This window comes from Pseudomonas sp. CFBP 5748, assembly GCF_053850495.1.
Map to the genome: position 1 here is coordinate 807440 of NZ_JBSPTN010000001.1, position 22569 is coordinate 830008.

Consider the following 22569-nt stretch of genomic DNA (forward strand, 5'->3'; position numbering starts at 1 on the left):
TCAACTGGGCAAGATTTTGGGGGGGCGTAACTTATTATTTTGTAATGTTGTGGTTGCGGCGGAAGACGTTCAGTGGGTCATATTTTTTCTTTGTGAAAGATAGCCTGTTATCGCTATTCGAAAATACTGAGGACTTGGTGTTTTCTTCATCGGGCGTGTAATTTGAGTATGAAAGTGCTTCCGCAGCGTTAGTGATCGAGCTCGCGGCGCTTTTGACCCAGCTCACGTATTTGGCGTCATCACTTGAGGACGTCCAGCGAGCGGAAAATAAAATTCCATAGTTCATCGTTTTTATCGCAAGTGCTGACTCCACGCCTGATTTTTCTCTTCTGGATGGGTTCAGATGTTCTATCATCACACTGCAGTTAGGTCCTGGGATTCTTTTTTGCCAATCCGTTAACAAATGCGGCATATTCTCTCCCATGATTTCGGGGCACACTGATTTCCAGTATCCTCTCATCGGTTGAGCAAAACGCTCATCAGACCATGATTGCCATGTCAGAAAGTCACTGGTCAGATAAGTGTGCTTGATAGTCTGGCTCAAATATTCTTCGAGATTTTTGATTTCTGAATAATCGATTGAGTCGCTTAAACAGAAATCGATGGAGAGCATACACTCCATTGAGTTTTTATGGCGATGAAGAACCGGAGCGACAACCAAGTTGGATGGGCAGTGATTGTCCAGATATTCAAACAGGTCGCTCAATGCAGCTTCGACATCATTTCCAGTGAATTCCAGGGTGCCACAATAAACGGAAGGCAGTCTCGATAGCTTGTACCTGAATTCAAGTACGATACCAAAATTTCCGCCTCCGCCGCGCAACGCCCACAACAAATCCTCATGCCCCGGATCTTCGGCCCTTACGAGAGCCCCTGTAGCCAGAAGTACATCTGCGCCAACAAGATTCTCACAGGTATAGCCGTACTTCCCCAGTAGCCAGCCAATACCACCGCCCAGCGTCAATCCAGCAATACCCGTATCACTCACCGTGCCGGTAGGTATGACGTATCCATGTTGGCAAAGTGCATCATCCACATCCTTTAACCGTGCCCCCGGCAGGACGCGGGCAACTTTATGGTTTTCATCAATCACGATATCGTTGTAAGGTGAGAAATCGAGCAGTATGCCTCCCTGCGTGGAACCGAAGCCCGCAATGTGGTGCCCGCCACCCCGGATAGCGAGTTCTATGTCATTGGCCGTGACAAAGCTGACGATCTCCTTTAATGCTGCTCGGTTCAGGGTTTGAATAATCATCGACGGATAAAGGTCGTGCATCCTGTTATAGACTTGCCTGGTCTTCTCATAAGTGCTGTCGTCAGGAAAGATAATGCTGACGTCCTCATATTTGCTTATGAGGGCGTCACCAAAATATCGATGGTTCATGAGTTGGACTCTGCGCTGGGTTGTTTGAATGAAATTTAAGTGGGGTGCGCGTTCGCGATAAGCTATCTTTTTAAAGTCTATTGGCTTTTTTTGCTATCCGTAAAGCTTTTAAGCGGGCGCAATCTTTAACCGGATATTTCCCATGTATGGGTGTTGGTAGGTGTTAGCTTGATCAAGCTTTTTATTGTGGGAAAATTCAGTTTCGCTTGTCATCCTGTGAAGGTGTCAAGCGTTCAGCGGGTGCCTTGCTTTTCCAAAGGGGTTGTTTTTTTATGTGGGTGTGTCTGGCGGGTGAACTATATTTCCTCCGGGTATTTACATTGCGCCATCATTAAAATATTCCTGCGGTACAAGTTGAAACAATTTTATGCGTTTTTAAGTGCGCGGTGATATTCGCTCGCGCACGATTTGAGGCGGTATTAATGAGTGTGTATGTGCGATCGCAACGCCGGGCCAACGAACTCAGGTCGTCAGTTCAGGGCGATCGCGAAATTGCTCCAGTGCTTCGGGATTGGCCAGTGCATCGGTGTTCTTGACCGCCTGCCCATGCACCACATTGCGTACTGCCAACTCGACGACTTTGCCGCTGATAGTCCGGGGAATGTCCGTCACCGCCACAATTTTCGCCGGCACATGCCTTGGCGTGGTATTGGCCCGGATGACTTGGCGGATCTGCTGCTCCAAGGTCTCATCCAATCGCACGCCGTCCCGCAGGCGCACAAACAGCACCACCCGCACGTCCCCCTGCCATTGCTGGCCGATGGCGACGCTGTCCAGCACTTGCTCGACCTTTTCCACCTGCCGATAGATCTCCGCCGTACCAATGCGTACACCGCCGGGGTTGAGCACGGCGTCGGAGCGTCCATGGATCAACACGCCGCCGTGGGGCAGTTCTTCGGCGTAGTCACCCTGGGCCCATACGCCAGGGAATTGGTTGAAGTAGGACGCACGAAGTTTCTCCTGCCGCGGGTCGTTCCACAAACCAATGGGCATGGCCGGAAAATGCCGAGTGCACACCAGTTCGCCTTTCTCGCCGATGACCGCTTGGCCGGCCTCGTTCCAGACCTGCACCGCCATGCCCAGGCTCTTGCCTTGCATCTCGCCTCGACGCACCGGTGACAGCGGGTTGCCGTTGACGAAGCACGACACAATGTCGGTGCCGCCGGACATCGAGGCCAGGCAGACGTCGGGCTTGAAGTCGCGGTACACGAAATCGTAGCTGTGAGGCGCCAGCGCCGAACCGGTGGACAGGATGGTTTTCAGGCTGCCCAGGTCGTGGGTTTGCCCAGGCTTGAAGCCTTGGCTCTCCAGTGAGGCCAGGAACTTGGGGCTGGTGCCGAATACGCTGATGCGCTGCTGGTCGATCAGGTCCAGCAGGCGCTCGGGGCCGGGATGGAAGGGTGAGCCGTCATAGAGCACCACCGCACTGCCGACGGCGAGGGCCGACACCAGCCAGTTCCACATCATCCAGCCACAGGTGGTGTAGTAGAACAGCCGATCATCGGGGCCTAGATCGACGTGCAGGCCATGTTCCTTGACGTGTTGCAGCAACACGCCACCGGTGCCGTGGACGATGCACTTCGGCACGCCGGTGGTGCCGCTGGAATAGAGAATGTACAGCGGATGATCGAAGGGCACGCTGGTGAATTGCGGCTGGCCAGCGCTTTGGTAAAACGCCCCCCACAACGCGACGTTGGCCTGGGTCTTGAAGTCGTCGATGCGTGCATCTGGCTGGGCATAGGGCAGCACGATCAACTGCTGCAACGACGGCAGTCGCTCGAGGATTTCGTTGACCTTGGGCCGCTGGTCGATGACCTTGCCGGCGTAACGATAACCGGCGCAGGTGATCAGCACTTTCGGTTCGATCTGGCCGAAGCGATCGATGACGCCCTGGGTGCCGAAATCCGGCGACGAACAGGACCAGATCGCGCCGAGGCTGGTGGTGGCGAGCATGCCCACCAATGTCTGCCAGGTATTGGGCATGCAGGCGGCTACCCGGTCGCCGGGGGTGACGCCGGCGGCTTGCAGGCTTCTTTGCAGGCCAGCGACATGGGCGGCGAGTTCGCTCCAGGTCAGTTGCTCCTCACCGCCGTTTTCGTCGAGCGCCACCACGGCGACGGCGTCATCGCGGCGGCGCAGCAGGTGTTCGGCGAAGTTCAGCGTGGCGCCAGGGAACCACCGGGCACTGGGCATTTGCGAACCCTCCACCAATACCGCGTCGGGGGCTTGGTGAAAGCGAATCTCGAAGAAATCGACGATGGCCTGCCAGAAATCTTCGCGCTGGTCGATGCTCCAGGCGTGCAGGGCAGGGTAGTCGTTCAGTTGCAGATGATGCCGCGCGTTGACGAACTGGCGAAAGGCGTTCATGCGCGACTGGGCGATGCGTTCGGGGTTGGGTTGCCAGAGGATGTCGGACATGGGGTGCCTCTTATTTTTTTATGCACACATACAAACTATAGAGCGGCTCAATCTTGTGTGGGAGCAAAGCTTGCTCGCAAAACAGGCGCCTCGATTCTGAAAGACCGCATCGCCTTCCTTGCGGGCAAGCCTTGTTCCCACAGTGGTTCGCAGGAGCTTATTGGGCCAACCACCCACCATCAATATTCCACGCCGCGCCGCGCACCTGGCTGCCGGCTTCACTGCACAGGAACAGCACCAGTTCCCCCAGTTGCGGCGGGGTGACGAATGCCAGGGACGGTTGCTTCTCGGCCAGCAGATCATGCTGTGCCTGTTGTGGATCGACGCCTGCCTGGACGCGGTCGTCGATCTGTTTTTGCACCAGCGGCGTCAGCACCCAGCCGGGGCAGATGGCATTGCAGGTCACGTTGCTGGTGGCGGTTTCCAGGCCGACTACTTTGGTCAGGCCGATCACCCCATGCTTGGCCGCGACGTACGCCGCCTTGCCCACCGAGCCGACCTGGCCGTGCACCGAGGCGACGTTGATAATCCGCCCCCAAGCCTTGGCGCGCATGCCCGGCAGGCTCAGGCGGGTGGCGTGGAACACCGAGGACAGGTTGATGGCAATGATCGAGTCCCAGCGCTCCACTGGAAAATCTTCCACGGCCGCCACGTGCTGGATCCCGGCATTGTTGACCAGAATGTCCACGCCGCCGAACTCGCGCTCAGCGTAGGCGAGCATGTCGGCGATCTGCGCCGGGTCGCTGACATCGGCCGGATGATGGCCGACCTTGCCGCCGAACTGTTGCACCTCGGCGATCACCGCCGAGGCATCGCCAAAACCATTGAGGATCAAATTGGCGCCGGCCTTGGCCAGGCTCAGGGCGATGCCCAGTCCGATGCCGCTGGTAGAGCCGGTGACCAGGGCAGTCTTGCCCGAAAGAGGGGTTGTCATAGGAGCCTCACACAATGCCAGTGGCGTAGAACACACCGATCACCACGAAAACCGCGAGGGTCTTGATCAGCGTAATACAGAAAATATCTTTGTAGGCTTCCCGGTGGGTCAGCCCGGTCACCGCCAGCAAGGTGATCACCGCACCGTTGTGGGGCAGCGTGTCCATGCCGCCGCTGGCCATGGCGGCCACCCGGTGCAGCACCTCCAGTGGAATATTGGCGGCGTGGGCGGCGCTGATGAAGGTTTCGGACATCGCCGCCAGGGCGATGCTCATGCCGCCCGACGCAGAGCCGGTGATGCCCGCCAGCAGGGTCACGGTCACAGCTTCGTTGACCAGCGGGTTGGGAATGTTCTTGAGCCAGTCGGCCAGTACCAGGAAGCCTGGCAAGGATGCGATCACCGCACCAAAACCGTATTCCGAAGCGGTATTCATTGCTGCCAGCAAGGCACCGCCCACTGCGCTCTTGCTGCCTTCGGCCAGCTTGCTGCGGATGGCACGGAAGCCGAACAGCAGGACCATGATGATGCCCACCAGCAACGCGGCCTGCACGGCCCAGATCGCGGTGAGCTTGGCGATGTCGCTGGTCACCGGCGTTGCCATGCCCGGCAGTGCCAGGCTGTGGGTCTTGCCATACCACTGGGGAATCCACTGGGTGAACAGCAGGTTCATGATCCCCACCGCCAGCAGCGGCGAAACGGCGAGCCATGGATTGGGCAGCGTGATGTCTTCGGCGGTCTCCGGCTCGTTGCGCAGTTCGGTGCCGTAGCCTTCGCCCACGCGCTGGGCCTTGTTGCGCTGGCGTTGCAGGAACAGCATGCCGAAACTGAACACGAAGATTGTGCCGATCACACCCAGCCATGGCGCGGCCCAGGCGGTGGTGTTGAAGAAGGTGCTGGGGATGATGTTCTGGATCTGCGGCGTGCCGGGCAGGGCGTCCATGGTGAACGAGAACGCGCCGAGGGCAATGGTGGCCGGGATCAGGCGCTTGGGAATGTTGCTCTGGCGGAACATCTCGGCGGCGAACGGGTACACCGCGAACACCACGACGAACAACGACACGCCACCATAGGTCAGCAAGGCGCAGACCAGTACGATCACCAGCATGGCCTGGCGTGTGCCCAGCAAGCGAATCGCCGCCGCGACGATGGAGCGGGAGAAGCCCGACAGCTCGATCAGCTTGCCGAACACCGCCCCCAGCAGGAACACCGGGAAATACAGTTTGATGAAACCGACCATTTTCTCCATGAACACCCCGGTGAACGCAGGGGCGACGGCGGAAGGGTCGGTGAGCAGGACGGCGCCGAGGGCGGCGATGGGGGCAAAGAGGATAACGCTGTAGCCACGGTAGGCGGCGACCATCAGCAGCGCGAGGGCCGCCAAGGCAATGATCACACTCATGGTGTGTCTCCTGGATTGTTATTGTTGTGGTGAAGCGGTGGGAGGGCTTTAGCGAGTTTTGTGCCAGGTGTGTAATTGATTGAAATATAAGGGGATTATTGATTTTGGTGTAAGAGGGTCGAGAGTTTTGTCTCTGTTTGGAGATTTTTATGGAGTGGGCTGGCCTCATCGCGCGCAAGCTCGCTCCCACAGTTGTCCGCGTACGTCAGGAGAACACCGTCCCATGTAGGAGCGAGCTTGCTCGCGATGAGCGCAAAGCGCCCCAAAAGAATTGTCTATTTATGGAGATATGAGTCTCATTATTGAGACTCTGCAATCCCCAGCGCCACCATCTTCTTATACAAAGTCGACCTGCCGAGCCCCAGCCGCTCAGCCGCTTCAACCACCTTGCCCCCGCATTGCGCGAGGGTGGTTTCGATCAGGTGCCGGTCGAATCGCGCCCGGGCCTGGCTGAAGGTTTCGTGCGCCAGCGGCTCCAGGCTTGGGCTGGCCGAGCGGGTAACCGGTGTGAAAGTGCCGATGGCGGCGCGGATGTCGGCAGCGGTGAGCAGCAGCTTGTCGCTGAGCAGCGCGGCCCGTTCCAATACATTGCGCAATTCCCGGATGTTGCCCGGCCAGGCATGTTGACCCAACAGGTCCAGTGCATCGCGGTTCAATTCGTGCTGGCTGCGCAGTTCTTCGAGGATCGCCTCGCTCAGGGCCGGCAAGTCATCCAGGCGTTCGCGCAGCGGCGGAACCTGGATCGGCAACACATTGAGGCGGTAATACAGGTCGGCGCGGAACTCGCCGCGCTTGATCGCAGCCTCCAAGTCCATGGAGGTGGCGGCGATCACCCGCACATCGCTTTGCAGCACCTCGTTGGAGCCCACCGGTTCGTATTCCTTTTCCTGGAGCACCCGCAGCAGTTTGCTTTGCAGCGGCAACGGCATGTCGCCAATCTCGTCCAGGAACAACGTACCGCCTTGGGCGATCTGCAATTTGCCGGCGCGGCCCTTGCGGTCGGCGCCGGTGAAGGCCCCTGGGGCGGTGCCGAAGAACTCGGCTTCCAGCAAGGATTCAGGGATCGCCGCGCTGTTGATGCTGACGAAGGCCTTGTGTGCTCGTGGTGACGCACTGTGGATCGCCTGGGCCAGCAACTCCTTGCCGGTGCCGGTCTCGCCGAGCAGCAGCACCGGTGAATCGGCGCTGGCGCTGCGCCGGGCACGGCGCTTGACCTCCAGGCCGGCGCTGCTGGTGCCGATGAAATGGGCGAAGTTGTACTTGGTCTGCCGCGCCCGCAGCAGCGAACGGGTGGACGCCAGTTCTTCCTGCATGCTCAGGTAGCGCTTGAGCATTGGCGACAGGCTGCGCAACTCATCGAACAAGGCAAAGCCGATGGCGCCGATCACCGCGCCCGCGCTGTCGTGGATCGGCAGGCGCATCACCACCAGCGGCTCCTTGGGCGTGTCCTGCATGTCCAGCAGAATCGGCCGCCCGGTACGCACCACTTCACGCAGCAGGCTGCCGGGGATCACACTCTCGCAGGCCCGGCCGATGGCTTCCTGTGCCGAGTTCAGGCCGAAGCGCCGGGCGTAGCGTTCGTTCATCCAGACGATGTTCGCGTCACGGTCGACAATCACCGTGCCTTCGCTGGACTGCTCGATGATCTCGAACAACGAACGGATCGCCAGCGTGCGTACGCGCTTGTAATCCTTGAGGCTTTCGGTGGAGTTCATGGTCGAATCCGAATTGTGTATTGCCTGTCAGGCCGCCATCGCGAGCAAGCTCGCTCTCACATTGGTCTGTGTCGCGCTGAAGATCAAATGTGGGAGCGAGCTTGCTCGCGATGGCGGCGACTCGGTGTCATTGCATTATGCCCACCCCGTATGCGCCGCCGCCAACAGCTCCTTGGTATAAGGATGTTGAGGTGAATCGAACACATCATGGCTGGCGCCTTGCTCGATCACTTTACCGTCCTTGATCACGATCATGTCGTGGGCCAGGGCGCGGATCACTGCCAGGTCATGGCTGATGAACAGGTAGGTCAAGTCGTACTTCTCCTGGAGCTGGCGGAGCAGGGCGACTACTTGCTTTTGCACGGTACGGTCCAGGGCCGAGGTCGGCTCGTCCAACAGGATCAAGGCAGGCTTGAGTACCAGGGCCCGGGCAATGGCGATGCGTTGGCGTTGGCCTCCAGAGAATTCGTGGGGGTAGCGATGGCGGGTCAGCGGGTCGAGGCCGACTTCCTTGAGGGCCTGGATCACCCGGGCTTCACACTCTTGCGGGCTGGAGGGCTGGTGGACCTCAAGGCCTTCGCTGATGATCTGCTGCACCGACATCCGTGGGCTGAGGCTGCCGAACGGGTCCTGGAACACCACCTGCATCTGCTTGCGCCACGGCCGCAAGGCTTTTTGCGACAGTTGATCGAGGGCCTGGCCCTGGAAGCGAATGCTGCCTTCGGACTCGATCAGGCGCAGGATCGCCTGGCCTAGCGTGGACTTGCCGGAGCCGGATTCGCCGACGATGCCCAAGGTTTTGCCGCGCTGGATGGACAGGCTGATGCCGTCCACGGCGCGCAAGTATTCCTTGCGCCGGAACAGGCCGCCACCGAGGGGGAAACTGACGCGCAGGTCCTGCACCTGCAACACCTCTTCCCGGTCGTCCCGGGGCAGGGCTTCGCCTTCCGGTTCGGCGTGCAGCAGCTCGCAGCTGTAGGGGTGTTCCGGTGCGCTGAAGAGGGTTTCGCAAGGCGCCTGCTCGACGATTTCCCCATCTTTCATCACGCACACCCGCTGCGCGATGCTGCGCACCAGGTTCAGGTCGTGGCTGATCAATAACATGGACATGCCAAGCCGTTGCTGCAGCGACTTGAGCAGCAGCAGAATCTTGCGCTGCACGGTCACGTCCAATGCGGTGGTCGGTTCATCGGCAATCAACAGTTCCGGCTCGCAGGCCAGGGCCATGGCGATGATGACCCGCTGCCGTTGACCGCCGGACAGTTGATGGGGATAGGCCTTGAGTCGCTCGACAGGGTTCTGAATGCCAACCAGGGCCAGCAGTTCCAGAATGCGCTGGCGCGCGGCTTTGCCCCCCAGGCCCTTGTGCAGCATCAGCGTTTCGCCAATCTGCTTTTCGACGCTGTGCAGCGGGTTCAGCGACGTCATCGGTTCCTGGAAGATCATCGCGATCCGGTTGCCGCGTATCTCCCGCAGGGCCGTGGTATCGGCGCCCACCAGCTCTTGGCCGCGATAGCGAATGCTGCCGATGGTGCGGGCTTCTGTTTCGGGCAGCAATTGCAGGATCGAGTGGGCGGTCACCGATTTGCCGGAGCCGGACTCGCCGACCAGGGCCAGGCATTCGCCGGGACGGATGTCCAGGCACAGGTTGCGCACTACCGTGTTGTCGTTGAAGGCCACGCTCAGGTCGCGGATTTCGATCAGGTTGTCGCTCATCTCAAGATTCCGCTTCATGATCGTGGGTCGAACGCGTCTCGCAACGCCTCGCCGATAAATACCAGCAGGGAAAGAATCAGCGCCAGGGTGAAGAACGCCGTCAGCCCCAGCCATGGCGCTTGCAGGTTCTGCTTGCCCTGGGCGATCAGTTCGCCCAGGGAGGCGCTGCCGGCCGGCATGCCGAAGCCGAGGAAGTCCAGGGCCGTGAGGGTGGAAATCGCCCCGGTGAGGATGAAGGGCAGGTAGCTCAGGGTGGCGTTCATCGCGTTGGGCAGGATATGCCGCACGATCACCTTGCGGTCAGTCAGGCCCAGGGCCCTGGCGGCTTTCACGTATTCGAGGTTGCGCCCGCGCAGGAATTCGGCGCGGACCACGTCCACCAGGGCCAGCCAGGAAAACAGCGCCATGATCCCCAGCAGCCACCAGAAATTCGGCTCGACGAAACCGGACAGGATGATCAGCAGGTAGAGCACCGGCAACCCCGACCAGACTTCCAGCAAGCGTTGTCCCAACAGGTCCACCCAGCCGCCGTAATAACCCTGCAATGCCCCGGCGGCGATGCCGATCAGCGCGCTGATGGCGGTCAGGGCCAAGGCGAACAGGATCGACACCCGCGCGCCGAAAATCACCCGGGCCAGCACGTCCCGGGCCTGGTCATCAGTGCCCAGCCAGTTCACTGATGAGGGCGGGCTCGGGGCCGGTTGGCTAAGGTCGTAATTGGGCGTGTCGTCGCTGAACGGGATGGGCGGAAACAACAGCCAGCCGCCGTCCTTGTGGATCAGGTTCTGCACGTAGCTGCTGCGGTAGTCGGCCTGGAACGGCAACTGTCCGCCAAATTCCTGCTCGGTATGGCGTTTGAACACCGGGAAATACAGCGAGCCCTGGTAGCTCACCACCAGCGGTTTGTCATTGGCGATCAACTCACCGCCCAGCGTCAGGATGAACAGGCCGATGAATAGCCACAGCGACCACCAGCCCCGGCGGTTTTTCTTGAAACGTTCGAAGCGTCGGCGGCCCAAGGGTGAAAACTTGAACATCAGGCGTTCCTCGCAGCGAAGTCGATGCGTGGGTCCACCAGGGTGTAGCAGAGGTCGCCGATGAGTTTGATGAGCAGGCCGAACAGCGTGAAGATGAACAGCGAGCCGAACACCACCGGGTAGTCCCGCGATACAGCAGCCTCGTAGCTCATGCGGCCCAGGCCATCGAGGGAGAAGATCACCTCGATCAGCAAGGACCCGGCAAAAAACACGCTGATGAACGCCTGGGGAATGCCTGAGACCACCAGCAGCATCGCATTGCGGAACACGTGGCCATACAGCACCCGGCGTTCGCTCATGCCTTTGGCCCGCGCCGTGACCACATATTGTCGGGTGATTTCATTGAGGAACGAGTTCTTGGTCAGGATCGTCAGGGTGGCGAAGCCGCCGATCACCAGTGAGGTCACCGGCAGCACCAGGTGCCAGAAGTAGTCGGCGATCTTGCCCAGGGTCGACAGCGACTCGAAGTTATCCGACACCAGCCCGCGCACCGGAAACCAGTTCAGCGACGTGCCGCCGGCGAACACCACGATCAGGAACATCGCAAAGAGGAACGCCGGCATCGCATAGCCAATGATGATCGCCGTGCTGCTCCACACATCGAACGCGGAACCGTGACGCACGGCCTTGCGAATACCCAGGGGAATCGACACCAGGTAGGTGATCAGCGTGGCCCAGAGCCCGAGGGAAATGGTCACCGGCATTTTTTCCAGGATCAGGTCGGTGACCGTGGCGCCACGGAAGAAGCTCTTGCCGAAGTCCAGCCGGGCGTAGCTGCTGAGCATCAGCCACAAACGCTCGTGGGCCGGTTTGTCGAAGCCGTACTGTTTTTCGATGTCCTTGATCAGCTGTGGATCGAGGCCGCGGCTGGCCCGGGAGCTGCCGGTCATGGCGTTGCCCGAACTGCCAACGGTGGCGCCGCCGCCAATGCCTTGCAGGTGGGCGATGGCCTGTTCCACCGGCCCGCCTGGTGCGGCCTGCACGATGACGAAGTTCACCAGCAGGATGATCAGCAGTGTCGGGATGATCAGCAGCAGGCGTCGCGCGATATAAGCCCACATCAATGCTGCCCTCCGGGTGAGCCACGTTTGAGGCGTTCGGCGGTCATCTGCTCGTTGGTCAGCGGTGTGGTGCTCATCTCCCACCAGCTTTCGATGGCTTCATCGTTGCTGGCCTGTACCTTCGGAATGCCGAAGCGGTTCCACCATACGGTCGAGCTGCCCGGCGGGTAATAGTTGGGGATCCAGTAGTAGTTCCATTGCAGCACCCGGTCCAGGGCGTGGGCGTGGCGGAGCATGTCGCTTTTGGTGGTGGCCTTGACCAGCCCGTCGATCAGGGCATCCACCGCCGGGTCCTTCAGGGCCATGTAATTGTTGGCGCCCGGGTCGTTGGCGGCCGCCGAACCGAAGTAATTGTAGAGTTCCATGCCCGGTGAAGTGCTGACCGGGTAACCGGTGATGATCATGTCGTAGTCACGGCTCATCAGGCGATTGACGTACTGGGAGGCGTCGATGCGCCGGATGCTCATGTCGATGCCGATCTGCGCCAGGGTTCGTTTATAGGGCAGCAGCAGGCGCTCGATGCCATTCTGGCTGTTCAGGAAGGTGAAGCTCAGCGGTTCGCCCTCGGCGTTGACCAGGCGGTCGCCGTCGGGTTTCCAGCCGGCCTGTTCCAGCAGTGCCAGGGCTTGCAGTTGTTTGTCGCGGATCACGCCGCTGCCGTCGGTTTTCGGCGCTTCGAACACCTGGGTGAAGACTTCGTCGGGTATCTGCCCGCGCAACGGCTCGAGGATCGCCCGTTCGCCGGCATCGGGCAGTTGTCGGGCGGCGAGGTCGGTGTTGGAAAAGTAACTCTGCTGACGCACATAGAGGTTGCGCATCATCTGGCGATTGCTCCATTCGAAATCCCAGAGCATGGCCAGGGCCTGGCGTACACGGCGATCCTGGAACTGCGGCTTCTGCAGGTTGAACACGAAGCCCTGGGCGGTCTGGGGCGCCTCGGTGGCCAGGTGGGCCTTTTGCAGGCGACCGTCGCGCAGGGCGGGGCTGTCATAGCCGATGGAATACGCAGTGGCGGAAAATTCGCGATTGTAGTCGTAGGCGCCGCCGCGCAGGACCTGTCGGGCCACATCGGTGTCGCCGAAGTACTCGATGCTGAAATGGTCGAAATTGTAGAGGCCGCGGCTGACCGGCAGGTCCTTGCCCCACCAGTTGGCATTGCGTTCAAAGGTGATGCTGCGTCCGGAGTCGATCTTGCCCACCCGATAGGGACCGCTACCCAAAGGCGCCTCGTAGCCGCCTCCATTGGCAAAGTCGCGGGTTTTCCACCAGTGCTCGGGAAAGACCGGCAGGGTGGCAATGTCCAGGGGCAGGGTACGGCTTTCGTTGTTCTTGAAGTCGAAGCGAACAGTGCGCTCGGATTCCACCTCGACACCTTTGACGGCCGCGAACTGAGTGCGGTAGCGCAGGCTGCCCTGGGTCATCAGCAGCTCGAAGCTGTAGCGCACGTCCTGGGCGGTGATGGGTTTGCCATCGGCGAAGCGGGCCTTGGGGTTCAGGTAGAAGCGCAGGGACAGGCCATCGTCGGCGCGTTCCATCTTCTCTGCCACCAGACCATAGACGGTGTAGGGCTCATCCAGCGAGCGCAGGGCGAGGGGCGAATACAGCATCCCGTCGATCTGGCTGACGCCGATGCCTTTGTCGATATACGGCAGCACATGGTCGAAATGGCCGATCTCGATGGCCGAGCGGCGCATGGTCCCACCTTTGGGGGCCTGTGGATTGGTGTAGGCGAAGTGGCCGAAGCCCTCGGCATATTTAGCCGGTTCGCCATACACGGTGAGGGCATGTTGCGGTGCGGCATCCACACCGGTGGCGCCTGTCAGCAGGGCCACGGCAGTGAATAGCAGAGAAGGGAACGCCAGTCGCATTGTCAGCCTTAAAGCCGGGTGATCGATGACCACGATTTGTACGCGAGCGGCGTACGGATCGCCAGCCCTTCGCATGACGCAAACACAACGGCCCACCGAAAGGCGGGCCGTCATGTCGAAAAAACGGGATCAGTCCTGGCGGCTGGTCACTTCCAGCAGGTGGTAGCCGAACTGGGTCTTGACCGGACCTTGGACCACATTGATCGGGGCGCTGAACACCACGGTGTCAAACTCCTTGACCATCTGGCCTGGACCGAACGAACCCAGGTCGCCGCCTTGACGGCTGGACGGGCACGAGGAGTTGGCCTTGGCGACTTCGGCGAAATCGGCGCCGGCTTCGATCTGGGCCTTGAGTTCGTTGCACTTGTCTTCGCTGGAAACCAAGATGTGGCGGGCAGTGGCTTTGGCCATGGGGAAATTCCTTTCAATATTTTTAAAGGTGATGAGCCTACCGGATTCATTGACGGGTTGTTGTCAAAATTGCGTCAAAACCTTGAACCTGGCGATCAAAGGCCGGCTTTGCGCAAGCGCTCGGCGTGGTGCAGATAAAGCGCTACCGGGTCGGTACCCTTGCGTACGTTATCGGTCCCTGGATGAATCGCCTGCATGTGATCCATGGGATAGTCGGAGCGAATGACTTTGCCCAGGTGCGAGCTGAAACGCCCGACCAGGCCGTCGTTCTGCCCGGCTTCGGTAATGAAATACTTGGAAAACGCCCGGCAGAAGGCATGGGAGGGGGGCATCGCATTGAATCCTTCGCCCGGCGCCTCTGGCAACGTGCCGCTCCATGAGTAGTAGCGCACACCGTTGACGATGCCCGGACCGCTGCTTCCCCAGTTCTTTGGCAGGCCTTGGGGGTATTTGTCATTGAACGCACCGACGCCTTCCGTGGTGAGTGCGGCCAGCGCTGCAATGGCCGTCTGGGGGAGCCGTGCCTGGCCGCTTAGCAGCGAGATGAAGTCGGCGAACAGCGTGGCCACTTTGCTCGCCACATGCTCCGGCAGGCGTCCCGGGGTCAGGGCCTTGTGCAGGAAGTCGGCCAGTTCGGAACCGTGGTTGGGGCCGCTGACCGAAGTCACCGAGGCGGCCCTGTCGGGTGCCAGTGCCGCGGCGTAGCGAGCGGCGAGTGCGCCTTGGCTGTGGCCGATCAGGTTGACCTTGGCAGCGCCGGTTCCGCTCAGGACCCGATCCATCTGAACCAACAACTGTTCGCCGCGGGCTTCGTTGGAATGGGTGGCCGACAAATGCGGGATGAACACCCGGGTACCGGCGGCGCGTAATGCCTGTTTGATGCCGTGGAACAGTTCGAAGCTTGCGACCCTGTCAAACCCGAACAACCCATGGACCAACAGGATGGGATATTGAGTATTTGCATTCCGTTGCATGTTCGTACCTTTTTCGAAGAGGTTCACGTTGAATTTGCCACCTCACTCTAATGCAGCCCGGAGATGGGTGGTGTAGGAAGAAACCTCAGTGACTTACTGAAAGCGGAATAAAAAAAGCGGGAATAATCGGATAAGCAGCCGGACGGCGCGCAAGGTGTCGGGATACTTCTGATAGCGCCTGGCGTTTGCAGCTACAGCTTCAAGTGCAAGCGACCACTGCTGTTGTGGCCTTGTCTGACTGTGGATTTACAGCGGTCGGGCTTTAATGGGGTGTCGGGCACCGTCAGGTAAAAGCGGTGCCGTTAATCCAAGGACTGGAGCCTATACATGATCACTTACCGATCCACCCAACGAGCCCGGTTCACCTCAACCGCGACGCTACCGGCACCGTCTCTTCCAGCTGCCAAGGGAGGGGTGATCAACCCCGCCTGGAGAAAAGTCGTCATCACCGTCAAGCCTTATCCACTGATGGCGTGTGGGGACGAACTGGTGCTGTTTTGGCACGGGCTCAACTCGGACGCCCAGCCCTATCAGAATGAAGTACGCAGGTTCGTGACAGAGCGGCAGGTGGGGCGGGACGTCGTTTTCGTCGTGCGTGAACCTCATATCGCCGAGCTTGATGGCGGCTCGCTGGAAATCTCCTACCGGGTGACCGGCAAACAATTACCGGCCACGCTGGTTTCGGAGCCCCTGCAACTGGAGATCGGTGATGCGCCACTGCTTCTGCTGGCCGCCGTTGCCGACGATGCGGTGGGCGCAAGCCTTGATCCGGGGCGGGTGCCAGAGGGGACCTGTTTGACCATTCGGCCTTATTCCAGGATGGCTGTCGGCGATCGGCTGATCCTGACGGCCAGCAGGGATGCCAAGGCCCTGTGGCGTGACGTGCTGGACATCGAGGCCCACGCGGTCGGCCGTGAGCTGTCGTTCTGGATCGATCATGCGCAAATAGCGCCCCATATCGGCCATAGCCTGAGTCTGGCTTATGTCGTCAGGCGCGGACATTCAGTGCGCCGTGGCGAGCCCTTGTCGTTGCACATTGGCCCTCTGGTGCGCCCTGCGCTGAAGGCGCCCCGGCTTCTGGGATTGGACGAGGGGAGGTTGGACATCGATGATCTGCACAATGGGGTGACGGTCGTCATCGAGGGTGCCGGGCTCGAGGCCGGGGAGGTGGTCTGGCTGCAGTGCAACGGCAACTACGCCCATGTCGAGGAGCGGGAAATCACCGAGGCCATGGCAGGTCAGCGAGTCACTTTTGTCGTGCCAGCGGCGTATTGGCAGGACCAGCGCGGCCGCGCGGTGCGGCTGTTCTATCAGGTTGAGCGCCTGGATGACGTCAGCCAGCAATCCAGCTGGGTGACGGTCCAGGTGCGTTCCAAGGTGCCAGGCTGAGTGAAGGCCCTCCCAGGGGAGGGCTCTTGTGGGGGCTCAGGGCAATTGCAGTTTGCGATGGGCCTGGCGCAGCAACTGCTCGGTAGCATCCCAGCCCAGGCAACCATCGGTGACCGATACACCGTAGCGCATCGATGGGCTTAATGGCTGGCAGCCTTCGAACAGATGACTTTCCAACATCATGCCGACGAGGGCGCGGTTGCCTTGCAGGCGCTGCTCCAGCACGTCATTGAACACCTGCGGCTGGCGCAGCGGGTCTTTGCCGCTGTTGGCGTGGCTGCAGTCCACCATGATCCGGGCCGGTATCTTCAGGCGGGTCAGGTCACTGTGTATCTGCGTGACGCTCTGGCGGTCATAGTTCGGTCCGCGATGGCCGCCGCGCAGCACCAGGTGGGTGTCGGGGTTGCCCGGGGTCTGGATGATTGCCGGATGCCCCTGGCTGTCGACGCCGAAATGCCGATGAGGATGGGCCGCCGAACGCATGGCATCGCAGGCAATGCCGACACCGCCGTCAGTGCCGTTCTTGAAGCCCACCGGCATGCCCAGGCCGCTGGCCATCTCCCGGTGGATCTGCGATTCGGTGGTGCGCGCGCCGATGGCGACCCAACTGAGCAGGTCATCGAAGTAGCTGGCGGCCATGGGTTGCAACAGTTCGGTGGCGACGGGCAGGCCCAGCTGGAGCATCTCGCGCATCAGCTCCCGGGACAGCGTCAGGCCGGCGGCCATGTCATCGCTGCCATCCAGGCCGGGATCGTAGGCCAGGCCTTTCCAGCCCACGGTGGTGCGCGGTTTTTCCACATAGGCGCGCATCACCAGCAGCATGCTGTCGCTCACCTCATGGGCAACACGCGCCAGGTTGGCGGCGTATTCGAGGGCCGATTTCGGGTCGTGGATGGAGCAGGGGCCGACGATGACCAGCAGGCGGGAGTCCTCACCGTCGAGGATCGCGCGGATGGCCTGGCGATGGGCGCTAACCTGTTGGCTCAGCGCAGTGCTGAGGGGCAATTGATGCTTGAGCTGCAACGAGCTGGGCAGACGCAGGGTCAGGGCTTCATTGGCAGGGTTGAGCGTGGACAGCGGCAAAGCAGAGACGGACGAATTCATGATCTGGCTTCCTGGACGGGCAGCGGGCTCGTTCCCGCGTGCCGGTCCTATTGGGGTGTTCGACAATTGGCCGTATTGGCCCGCAATTGAGGCTTGCCACCGGCAGGTGACCGATCGGAGGCGGCAGGCTGTCCCGAGCGGTGGCTGGTAAATCGCCAGGCGGAAAAACTGTCGTAACGGTAATAAGTGGCGTAGTTCATGGCTCAATCCTCAAGTTGTCGGGTGCTGCAAATGTTTGGGGCCTGAAAAACAAAACCCCCGGTCGGGAGGCCGACCGGGGGTTTGGAAAACTCTGGAAGGCGACCCGTTTAAAGTGGGCGCCGGTTGGGTATCAGGCGCACCAGTGGCTAAACCAATACCCAAAATAAAAGTTGACCGGAGTTTGAACGCTGTTCGCCCGGGCAGCCGCAACCGAGCGCGGGGCGCTGGCGGTTTGAAGCGGTGAGAGGGCGTTGAACATGGTCTGTCTCCGATGAATGGCCCTGAGCTTACGCGAGGCTGGTGCGTCGGTTCAATCAGAAAATTCTATCGTCGTCATGCAATTGTTCCGGTTGGCTTGAGTCCGCCGGGCTTTATGACAAACTTCGAGTTTGCGCCATCTTCCAGGGACGAACCATGACCGCTCCAATCTTCGCTGCCGCCCAGTCGATTTCCGTCGCCGGGGATATTCGCGCCAATCTCGTCCGCCATCAGTGTTTCATGCAGGCCGCGGCTGAACAGCATGTGCAATTGCTGGTGTTTCCTGAGCTGTCGCTCACCGGTTACGAACGGGGCCTGGCTGCGGAGCTGGCCATCCTGCCGGAGGATGGCGTCTTGCAACCGCTGCGTGACCTGGCGCGCGAACTTGGCTTGAGCGCAGTGGTCGGCATGCCGATTCGCCTGTCGGCAGACGCGCCGGTGTTGATCGGTGCACTGGTCCTCGGCGCCGACGGATCTCTCGGGGTGTACAGCAAACAGCATCTGCACCCCGGCGAAGAAGTGGCCTTCGCCCCAGGCCATGGCGGCTCGATGCTGGCGATGGGGCCGGAGCATGTCGCATTGGCGGTATGCGCCGATTTTTCCCACGCCAGCCACGCTGCCGCCGCCGTCGAGCGGGGCGCTACGCTGTATGCAGCAGGGGTGTTGATTACCGAAGGTGGCTATATGACGGATACGACGATGCTGCAAGGTTATGCCAGGCAACATGGCATGACCGTCTTGATGGCCAATCACGGTGGCGCCACCGGTGGTTGGGAATCGGCTGGTCGCAGCGCGATCTGGGGCCCGGACGGTTCGAAGATTGCGGCAGCGCCAGGTACGGGCGATCTGTTGGTGATCGCTCGCCGCGCCGCCGAGGGTTGGGCCGGGCACGTCGTGCCGGTGGCAACGCTTTGATGAGGTCCGCATGAGTTTCCACTGGCGTGTGGCAACGGCCGGGGACATCGACTTCGCCCGGCAACTGACTTGCGACAACATGCTGGCTTACTATCTCAAGCATGATTTGCTGTGGCAGGACGAAGCGTTCGATGTGGCCTGGATTATTCGCCAGAACTGGATAATTTGCCGTGGCGACCAGAGGCTGGGTTTTGCCAGCCTCAGCCGTGATGCCCGGGCGTTGTATATCCGCGAACTACAGATCGATAAGGCGTTTCGCGGGCAGGGTGCTGGTACTTGGGCGATCGGACAGGTTTGGGGCATGGTGGCGCTGGAGCGTCGGCCGGCGCTGCGCCTGACGGTTTTCAAGAATAATCCGGCCAGGGCGCTTTACGAACGCATGGGGCTGCGCGTCGTGGGCGAGGATGAGTGTTTCTTGAGAATGCAGCGAGACGCCGGTGCTTGAGACCTCGGAGATTGCGGCGATCAAGAAGTGTTGTAACTTTTATCTGTCCCTTTGCGCTAGGTCTGTCGGATGCTTTTTGCTAAGGTGTGGGGCAACCCAAATAAGACCAAATCGTGAGGTGTCTGCTTGATTAGGGTGTTAGTGGTCGATGACCATGATCTCGTCCGTACGGGCATTACACGAATGCTGGCTGACATCGATGGCCTGCAGGTAGTTGGCCAGGCCGAATCCGGGGAAGAAGCCCTGATCAAGGCCCGTGAATTGAAACCCGACGTGGTGTTGATGGACGTCAAGATGCCTGGCATCGGCGGTCTTGAAGCCACGCGCAAACTGTTGCGCAGCCATCCGGACATCAAGGTGGTCGCGGTAACCGTCTGCGAAGAAGATCCGTTCCCGACCCGGTTGTTGCAGGCGGGCGCAGCGGGTTACCTGACCAAGGGCGCTGGTTTGAACGAGATGGTCCAGGCCATCCGCCTGGTATTTGCCGGGCAACGCTACATCAGCCCGCAAATCGCCCAGCAGTTGGCGATCAAGTCGTTCCAGCCGACCAACGATTCGCCCTTCGACGCGTTGTCGGAGCGGGAAATCCAGATCGCCTTGATGATTGTCGGTTGCCAGAAGGTGCAGATCATCTCCGATAAGCTGTGTTTGTCGCCTAAAACCGTCAACACCTACCGTTACCGTATCTTCGAGAAACTATCGATCAGTAGCGACGTCGAGTTGACGCTGCTGGCGGTGCGCCACGGCATGGTCGATGCCAGCGCCTGATAATGACTGAACTGTTTGATCCAAGCGCTTTCCTGTCTACATGCAGTGGCCGCCCAGGCGTGTACCGCATGTTCGACAGTGATGCGCGCCTGTTGTATGTCGGCAAGGCCAAGAATCTCAAGAAACGCCTGGCGAGTTACTTCCGCAAGACCGGTCTCGCACCGAAGACGGCAGCCCTGGTGGGGCGCATCGCGCAAATCGAAACCACCATCACCGCCAATGAAACCGAGGCGTTGCTGCTCGAGCAGACGCTGATCAAGGAATGGCGCCCGCCGTACAACATCCTGCTGCGTGACGATAAGTCCTACCCGTACGTGTTCCTGTCCGACGGGGCGTTCCCGCGCCTGAGCATTCATCGTGGGGCGAAGAAGGCCAAGGGCCGGTATTTCGGTCCTTACCCCAGCGCCGGGGCGATCCGCGAAAGCCTGAGCCTGTTGCAGAAGACCTTCTTCGTTCGCCAGTGTGAGGACAGCTACTACAAGAACCGCACCCGGCCCTGTCTGCAATACCAGATCAAGCGCTGCAAGGCCCCTTGCGTCGGGTTCGTCGAACCCGAGGTCTACGCCGAGGATGTGCGTCACTCGGTGATGTTCCTGGAAGGGCGCAGCAATGCGCTGACTGATGAGCTGTCAGCGGCGATGGAAGACGCGGCGGTCAATCTTGAATTCGAACGGGCCGCCGAACTGCGCGACCAGATCGGCCTGCTGCGCCGGGTACAGGACCAGCAGAGCATGGAAGGCGGCAGTGGCGATGTCGATGTGATCGCCGCGTTCATCAACCCAGGTGGCGCCTGTGTGCACTTGATCAGCGTGCGCGGCGGTCGGGTGTTGGGCAGCAAGAACTTCTTCCCTCAAGTCGGCATCGAGGAAGACGTCGCCGAGGTCATGGCGGCCTTTCTGGGTCAGTACTACATCAGCAGTCCGGAACGCGACCTGCCGGCCGAGTTGATCGTCAACGTGGTCCATGAAGACTTCCCAGCCTTGATCGAAGCCATCGATACCCTTCGCGGTCGCGAACTGACCATCAGCCACCGCGTGCGTGGTACGCGGGCGCGCTGGCAGCAGCTGGCCGTGACCAATGCCGAGCAGGCCCTGGGCGCGCGCCTGGCTAACCGCCAGCACGTGGCGGCGCGGTTCGATGCCCTGGCCGACGTCCTCAACCTGGACGAGCCGCCGCAACGGCTGGAGTGCTACGACATCAGCCATTCCAGCGGCGAGGCCACCGTGGCGTCCTGCGTGGTGTTCGGTCCGGAAGGCCCGATCAAGTCCGATTACCGCCGTTACAACATCGAAGGCGTCACGCCGGGCGATGACTACGCGGCGATGCACCAGGCATTGATGCGCCGTTTCGGCAAGTTGAAGGACGGAGAGGGCAAACTCCCGGACATCCTGCTGGTGGACGGCGGTAAAGGCCAGCTGTCCATGGCCCGCGACGTGCTCAATGAGCTGATGGTGCCCGATCTGATCCTGCTGGGCGTGGCCAAGGGCGCAACCCGCAAGGCCGGCTTCGAGACCCTGTACCTGAACGATGCCGCCCATGAGTTCACCCTGAAGGGCGATTCGCCGGCGCTGCACCTGATCCAACAGATTCGTGACGAAGCTCACCGTTTCGCCATCACCGGTCACCGCGCCCGCCGTGGCAAGACCCGCCGCACGTCGACGCTGGAAGGGGTGGCCGGGGTCGGTCCGACCCGACGTCGCGACCTGCTAAAACATTTTGGTGGATTGCAGGAGCTGTCTCGTGCCAGCATCGAAGAGATAGCCAAAGCACCCGGTATCAGTAAAAAGCTCGCTGAGTCGATTTATGCAAACCTGCACAGCGAGTAGAATGCCCGTCAACCTCGTAGCCAGTTGTGCCGATGAATATCCCAAACCTGATTACCGTTCTACGCGTCCTGCTCATCCCGATCTTCATATTGCTGTTCTATTTGCCGTACCACTGGAGCTACGTGGCCTCTGCCTCGGTCTTCGCTTTCGCCGCCGCGACCGACTGGCTCGACGGCTACCTGGCCCGCCGCCTGGAGCAGAGCACGCCGTTCGGCGCGTTCCTCGACCCGGTGGCCGACAAGCTGATGGTCGCGGTGGCCCTGGTACTGCTGGTGCAGGAACACGGTAACCTCTGGCTGACCTTGCCGGCGGCGGTGATCATCGGGCGCGAAATCGTCGTCTCGGCACTCCGGGAATGGATGGCCGAGCTGGGTGCGCGCGCCCAGGTCGCCGTGTCGAACCTGGGTAAATGGAAAACCGCCGCGCAAATGCTGGCGCTGGTGATCCTGCTGGCCAACCCGTCGGACTTCAGTTTCTGGGTCCTGTTGGGCTATGCATTGCTGCTGATTTCCGCTGGCTTGACGCTGTGGTCGATGGTCCAGTACCTGCGTGCCGCCTGGCCGCATCTGCGTACTGACGTAGACCCGAAATAAACTTTTTTGAATCAAAGGGTTGACGGCGTAATCTGAATCTATAGAATGCGCCACACCAAGACGCGGGAATAGCTCAGTTGGTAGAGCACGACCTTGCCAAGGTCGGGGTCGCGAGTTCGAGTCTCGTTTCCCGCTCCAAATATTGCGCTACAG

18 protein-coding genes and 1 tRNA gene are annotated in these 22569 nt (G+C 60.5%); 7 read left to right on the forward strand and 12 right to left on the reverse strand.

The window, feature by feature from the left end:
• Positions 1-34: 34 nt before the first annotated feature.
• The 11 genes from ACWNZ1_RS03690 to ACWNZ1_RS03740 form a co-directional block, all read right to left on the reverse strand.
• Positions 35-1384, reverse strand: coding sequence for an FAD-dependent oxidoreductase (locus ACWNZ1_RS03690; RefSeq protein ID WP_256452556.1), 1350 nt, complete (start codon positions 1382-1384; stop codon positions 35-37).
• A 462-nt stretch (positions 1385-1846) separates the two neighbouring features.
• Positions 1847-3802: an acetoacetate--CoA ligase gene (locus tag ACWNZ1_RS03695; protein ID WP_456027355.1), complete on the reverse strand. Its 1956-nt coding sequence runs from the start codon at positions 3800-3802 to the stop codon at positions 1847-1849.
• Positions 3803-3959: 157 nt separating this feature from the next.
• Positions 3960-4736 carry a 3-hydroxybutyrate dehydrogenase gene (locus ACWNZ1_RS03700; RefSeq protein WP_135844734.1) on the reverse strand — a complete coding sequence of 259 codons (777 nt, stop codon included), beginning with the start codon at positions 4734-4736 and terminating at the stop codon, positions 3960-3962.
• Positions 4737-4743: 7 nt separating this feature from the next.
• Positions 4744-6135: a GntP family permease gene (locus ACWNZ1_RS03705; RefSeq protein ID WP_265072897.1), complete on the reverse strand. Its 1392-nt coding sequence runs from the start codon at positions 6133-6135 to the stop codon at positions 4744-4746.
• A 299-nt stretch (positions 6136-6434) separates the two neighbouring features.
• A complete protein-coding gene (locus ACWNZ1_RS03710; RefSeq protein WP_135844736.1) occupies positions 6435-7850 on the reverse strand; it encodes a sigma-54 interaction domain-containing protein in 1416 nt (471 codons plus the stop codon).
• Between the two features lie 135 nt (positions 7851-7985).
• On the reverse strand, positions 7986-9566 hold the full coding sequence (locus ACWNZ1_RS03715) for an ABC transporter ATP-binding protein (RefSeq protein ID WP_256452559.1): 1581 nt from the start codon (positions 9564-9566) through the stop codon (positions 7986-7988).
• Positions 9567-9580: 14 nt separating this feature from the next.
• The gene (locus tag ACWNZ1_RS03720) at positions 9581-10603 is read right to left on the reverse strand and encodes an ABC transporter permease (protein WP_256452560.1); all 1023 of its coding nucleotides are present in this window, start codon (positions 10601-10603) and stop codon (positions 9581-9583) included.
• Positions 10603-11664: a microcin C ABC transporter permease YejB gene (locus ACWNZ1_RS03725; RefSeq protein ID WP_135844739.1), complete on the reverse strand. Its 1062-nt coding sequence runs from the start codon at positions 11662-11664 to the stop codon at positions 10603-10605. The genes ACWNZ1_RS03720 and ACWNZ1_RS03725 overlap by 1 nt, the downstream gene beginning before the upstream one ends.
• A complete protein-coding gene (locus ACWNZ1_RS03730; RefSeq protein WP_456027356.1) occupies positions 11664-13532 on the reverse strand; it encodes an extracellular solute-binding protein in 1869 nt (622 codons plus the stop codon). The genes ACWNZ1_RS03725 and ACWNZ1_RS03730 overlap by 1 nt, the downstream gene beginning before the upstream one ends.
• A gap of 129 nt (positions 13533-13661) precedes the next feature.
• The gene (locus ACWNZ1_RS03735; RefSeq protein WP_016774509.1) at positions 13662-13943 is read right to left on the reverse strand and encodes a peptidylprolyl isomerase; all 282 of its coding nucleotides are present in this window, start codon (positions 13941-13943) and stop codon (positions 13662-13664) included.
• 95 nt (positions 13944-14038) lie between these two features.
• Positions 14039-14917 carry an esterase/lipase family protein gene (locus ACWNZ1_RS03740; protein WP_256452561.1) on the reverse strand — a complete coding sequence of 293 codons (879 nt, stop codon included), beginning with the start codon at positions 14915-14917 and terminating at the stop codon, positions 14039-14041.
• A 327-nt stretch (positions 14918-15244) separates the two neighbouring features.
• Here ACWNZ1_RS03740 and ACWNZ1_RS03745 point away from each other — a divergent pair, with 327 nt between their 5' ends.
• Positions 15245-16306: a hypothetical protein gene (locus tag ACWNZ1_RS03745; RefSeq protein WP_238346722.1), complete on the forward strand. Its 1062-nt coding sequence runs from the start codon at positions 15245-15247 to the stop codon at positions 16304-16306.
• A gap of 36 nt (positions 16307-16342) precedes the next feature.
• Here ACWNZ1_RS03745 and ACWNZ1_RS03750 read toward each other — a convergent pair whose 3' ends face one another.
• Positions 16343-17410 carry a 3-deoxy-7-phosphoheptulonate synthase gene (locus ACWNZ1_RS03750; RefSeq protein WP_135844742.1) on the reverse strand — a complete coding sequence of 356 codons (1068 nt, stop codon included), beginning with the start codon at positions 17408-17410 and terminating at the stop codon, positions 16343-16345.
• Between the two features lie 615 nt (positions 17411-18025).
• Here ACWNZ1_RS03750 and ACWNZ1_RS03755 point away from each other — a divergent pair.
• From ACWNZ1_RS03755 to ACWNZ1_RS03780, 6 genes are all read left to right on the forward strand, one after another.
• Entirely contained in the window at positions 18026-18784 is a 759-nt protein-coding gene (locus tag ACWNZ1_RS03755) for a carbon-nitrogen hydrolase family protein (RefSeq protein WP_256452564.1), read from the forward strand.
• A gap of 10 nt (positions 18785-18794) precedes the next feature.
• Positions 18795-19229: a GNAT family N-acetyltransferase gene (locus ACWNZ1_RS03760; RefSeq protein ID WP_256452565.1), complete on the forward strand. Its 435-nt coding sequence runs from the start codon at positions 18795-18797 to the stop codon at positions 19227-19229.
• Between the two features lie 126 nt (positions 19230-19355).
• The gene (gacA, locus tag ACWNZ1_RS03765) at positions 19356-19997 is read left to right on the forward strand and encodes a response regulator transcription factor GacA (protein WP_003182764.1); all 642 of its coding nucleotides are present in this window, start codon (positions 19356-19358) and stop codon (positions 19995-19997) included.
• 2 nt (positions 19998-19999) lie between these two features.
• A complete protein-coding gene (gene uvrC / locus ACWNZ1_RS03770) occupies positions 20000-21823 on the forward strand; it encodes an excinuclease ABC subunit UvrC (protein ID WP_135844745.1) in 1824 nt (607 codons plus the stop codon).
• A gap of 32 nt (positions 21824-21855) precedes the next feature.
• Positions 21856-22416 carry a CDP-diacylglycerol--glycerol-3-phosphate 3-phosphatidyltransferase gene (gene pgsA / locus ACWNZ1_RS03775; protein ID WP_123343204.1) on the forward strand — a complete coding sequence of 187 codons (561 nt, stop codon included), beginning with the start codon at positions 21856-21858 and terminating at the stop codon, positions 22414-22416.
• Positions 22417-22478: 62 nt separating this feature from the next.
• Positions 22479-22554, forward strand: a tRNA-Gly gene (locus ACWNZ1_RS03780).
• Positions 22555-22569: the final 15 nt, after the last annotated feature.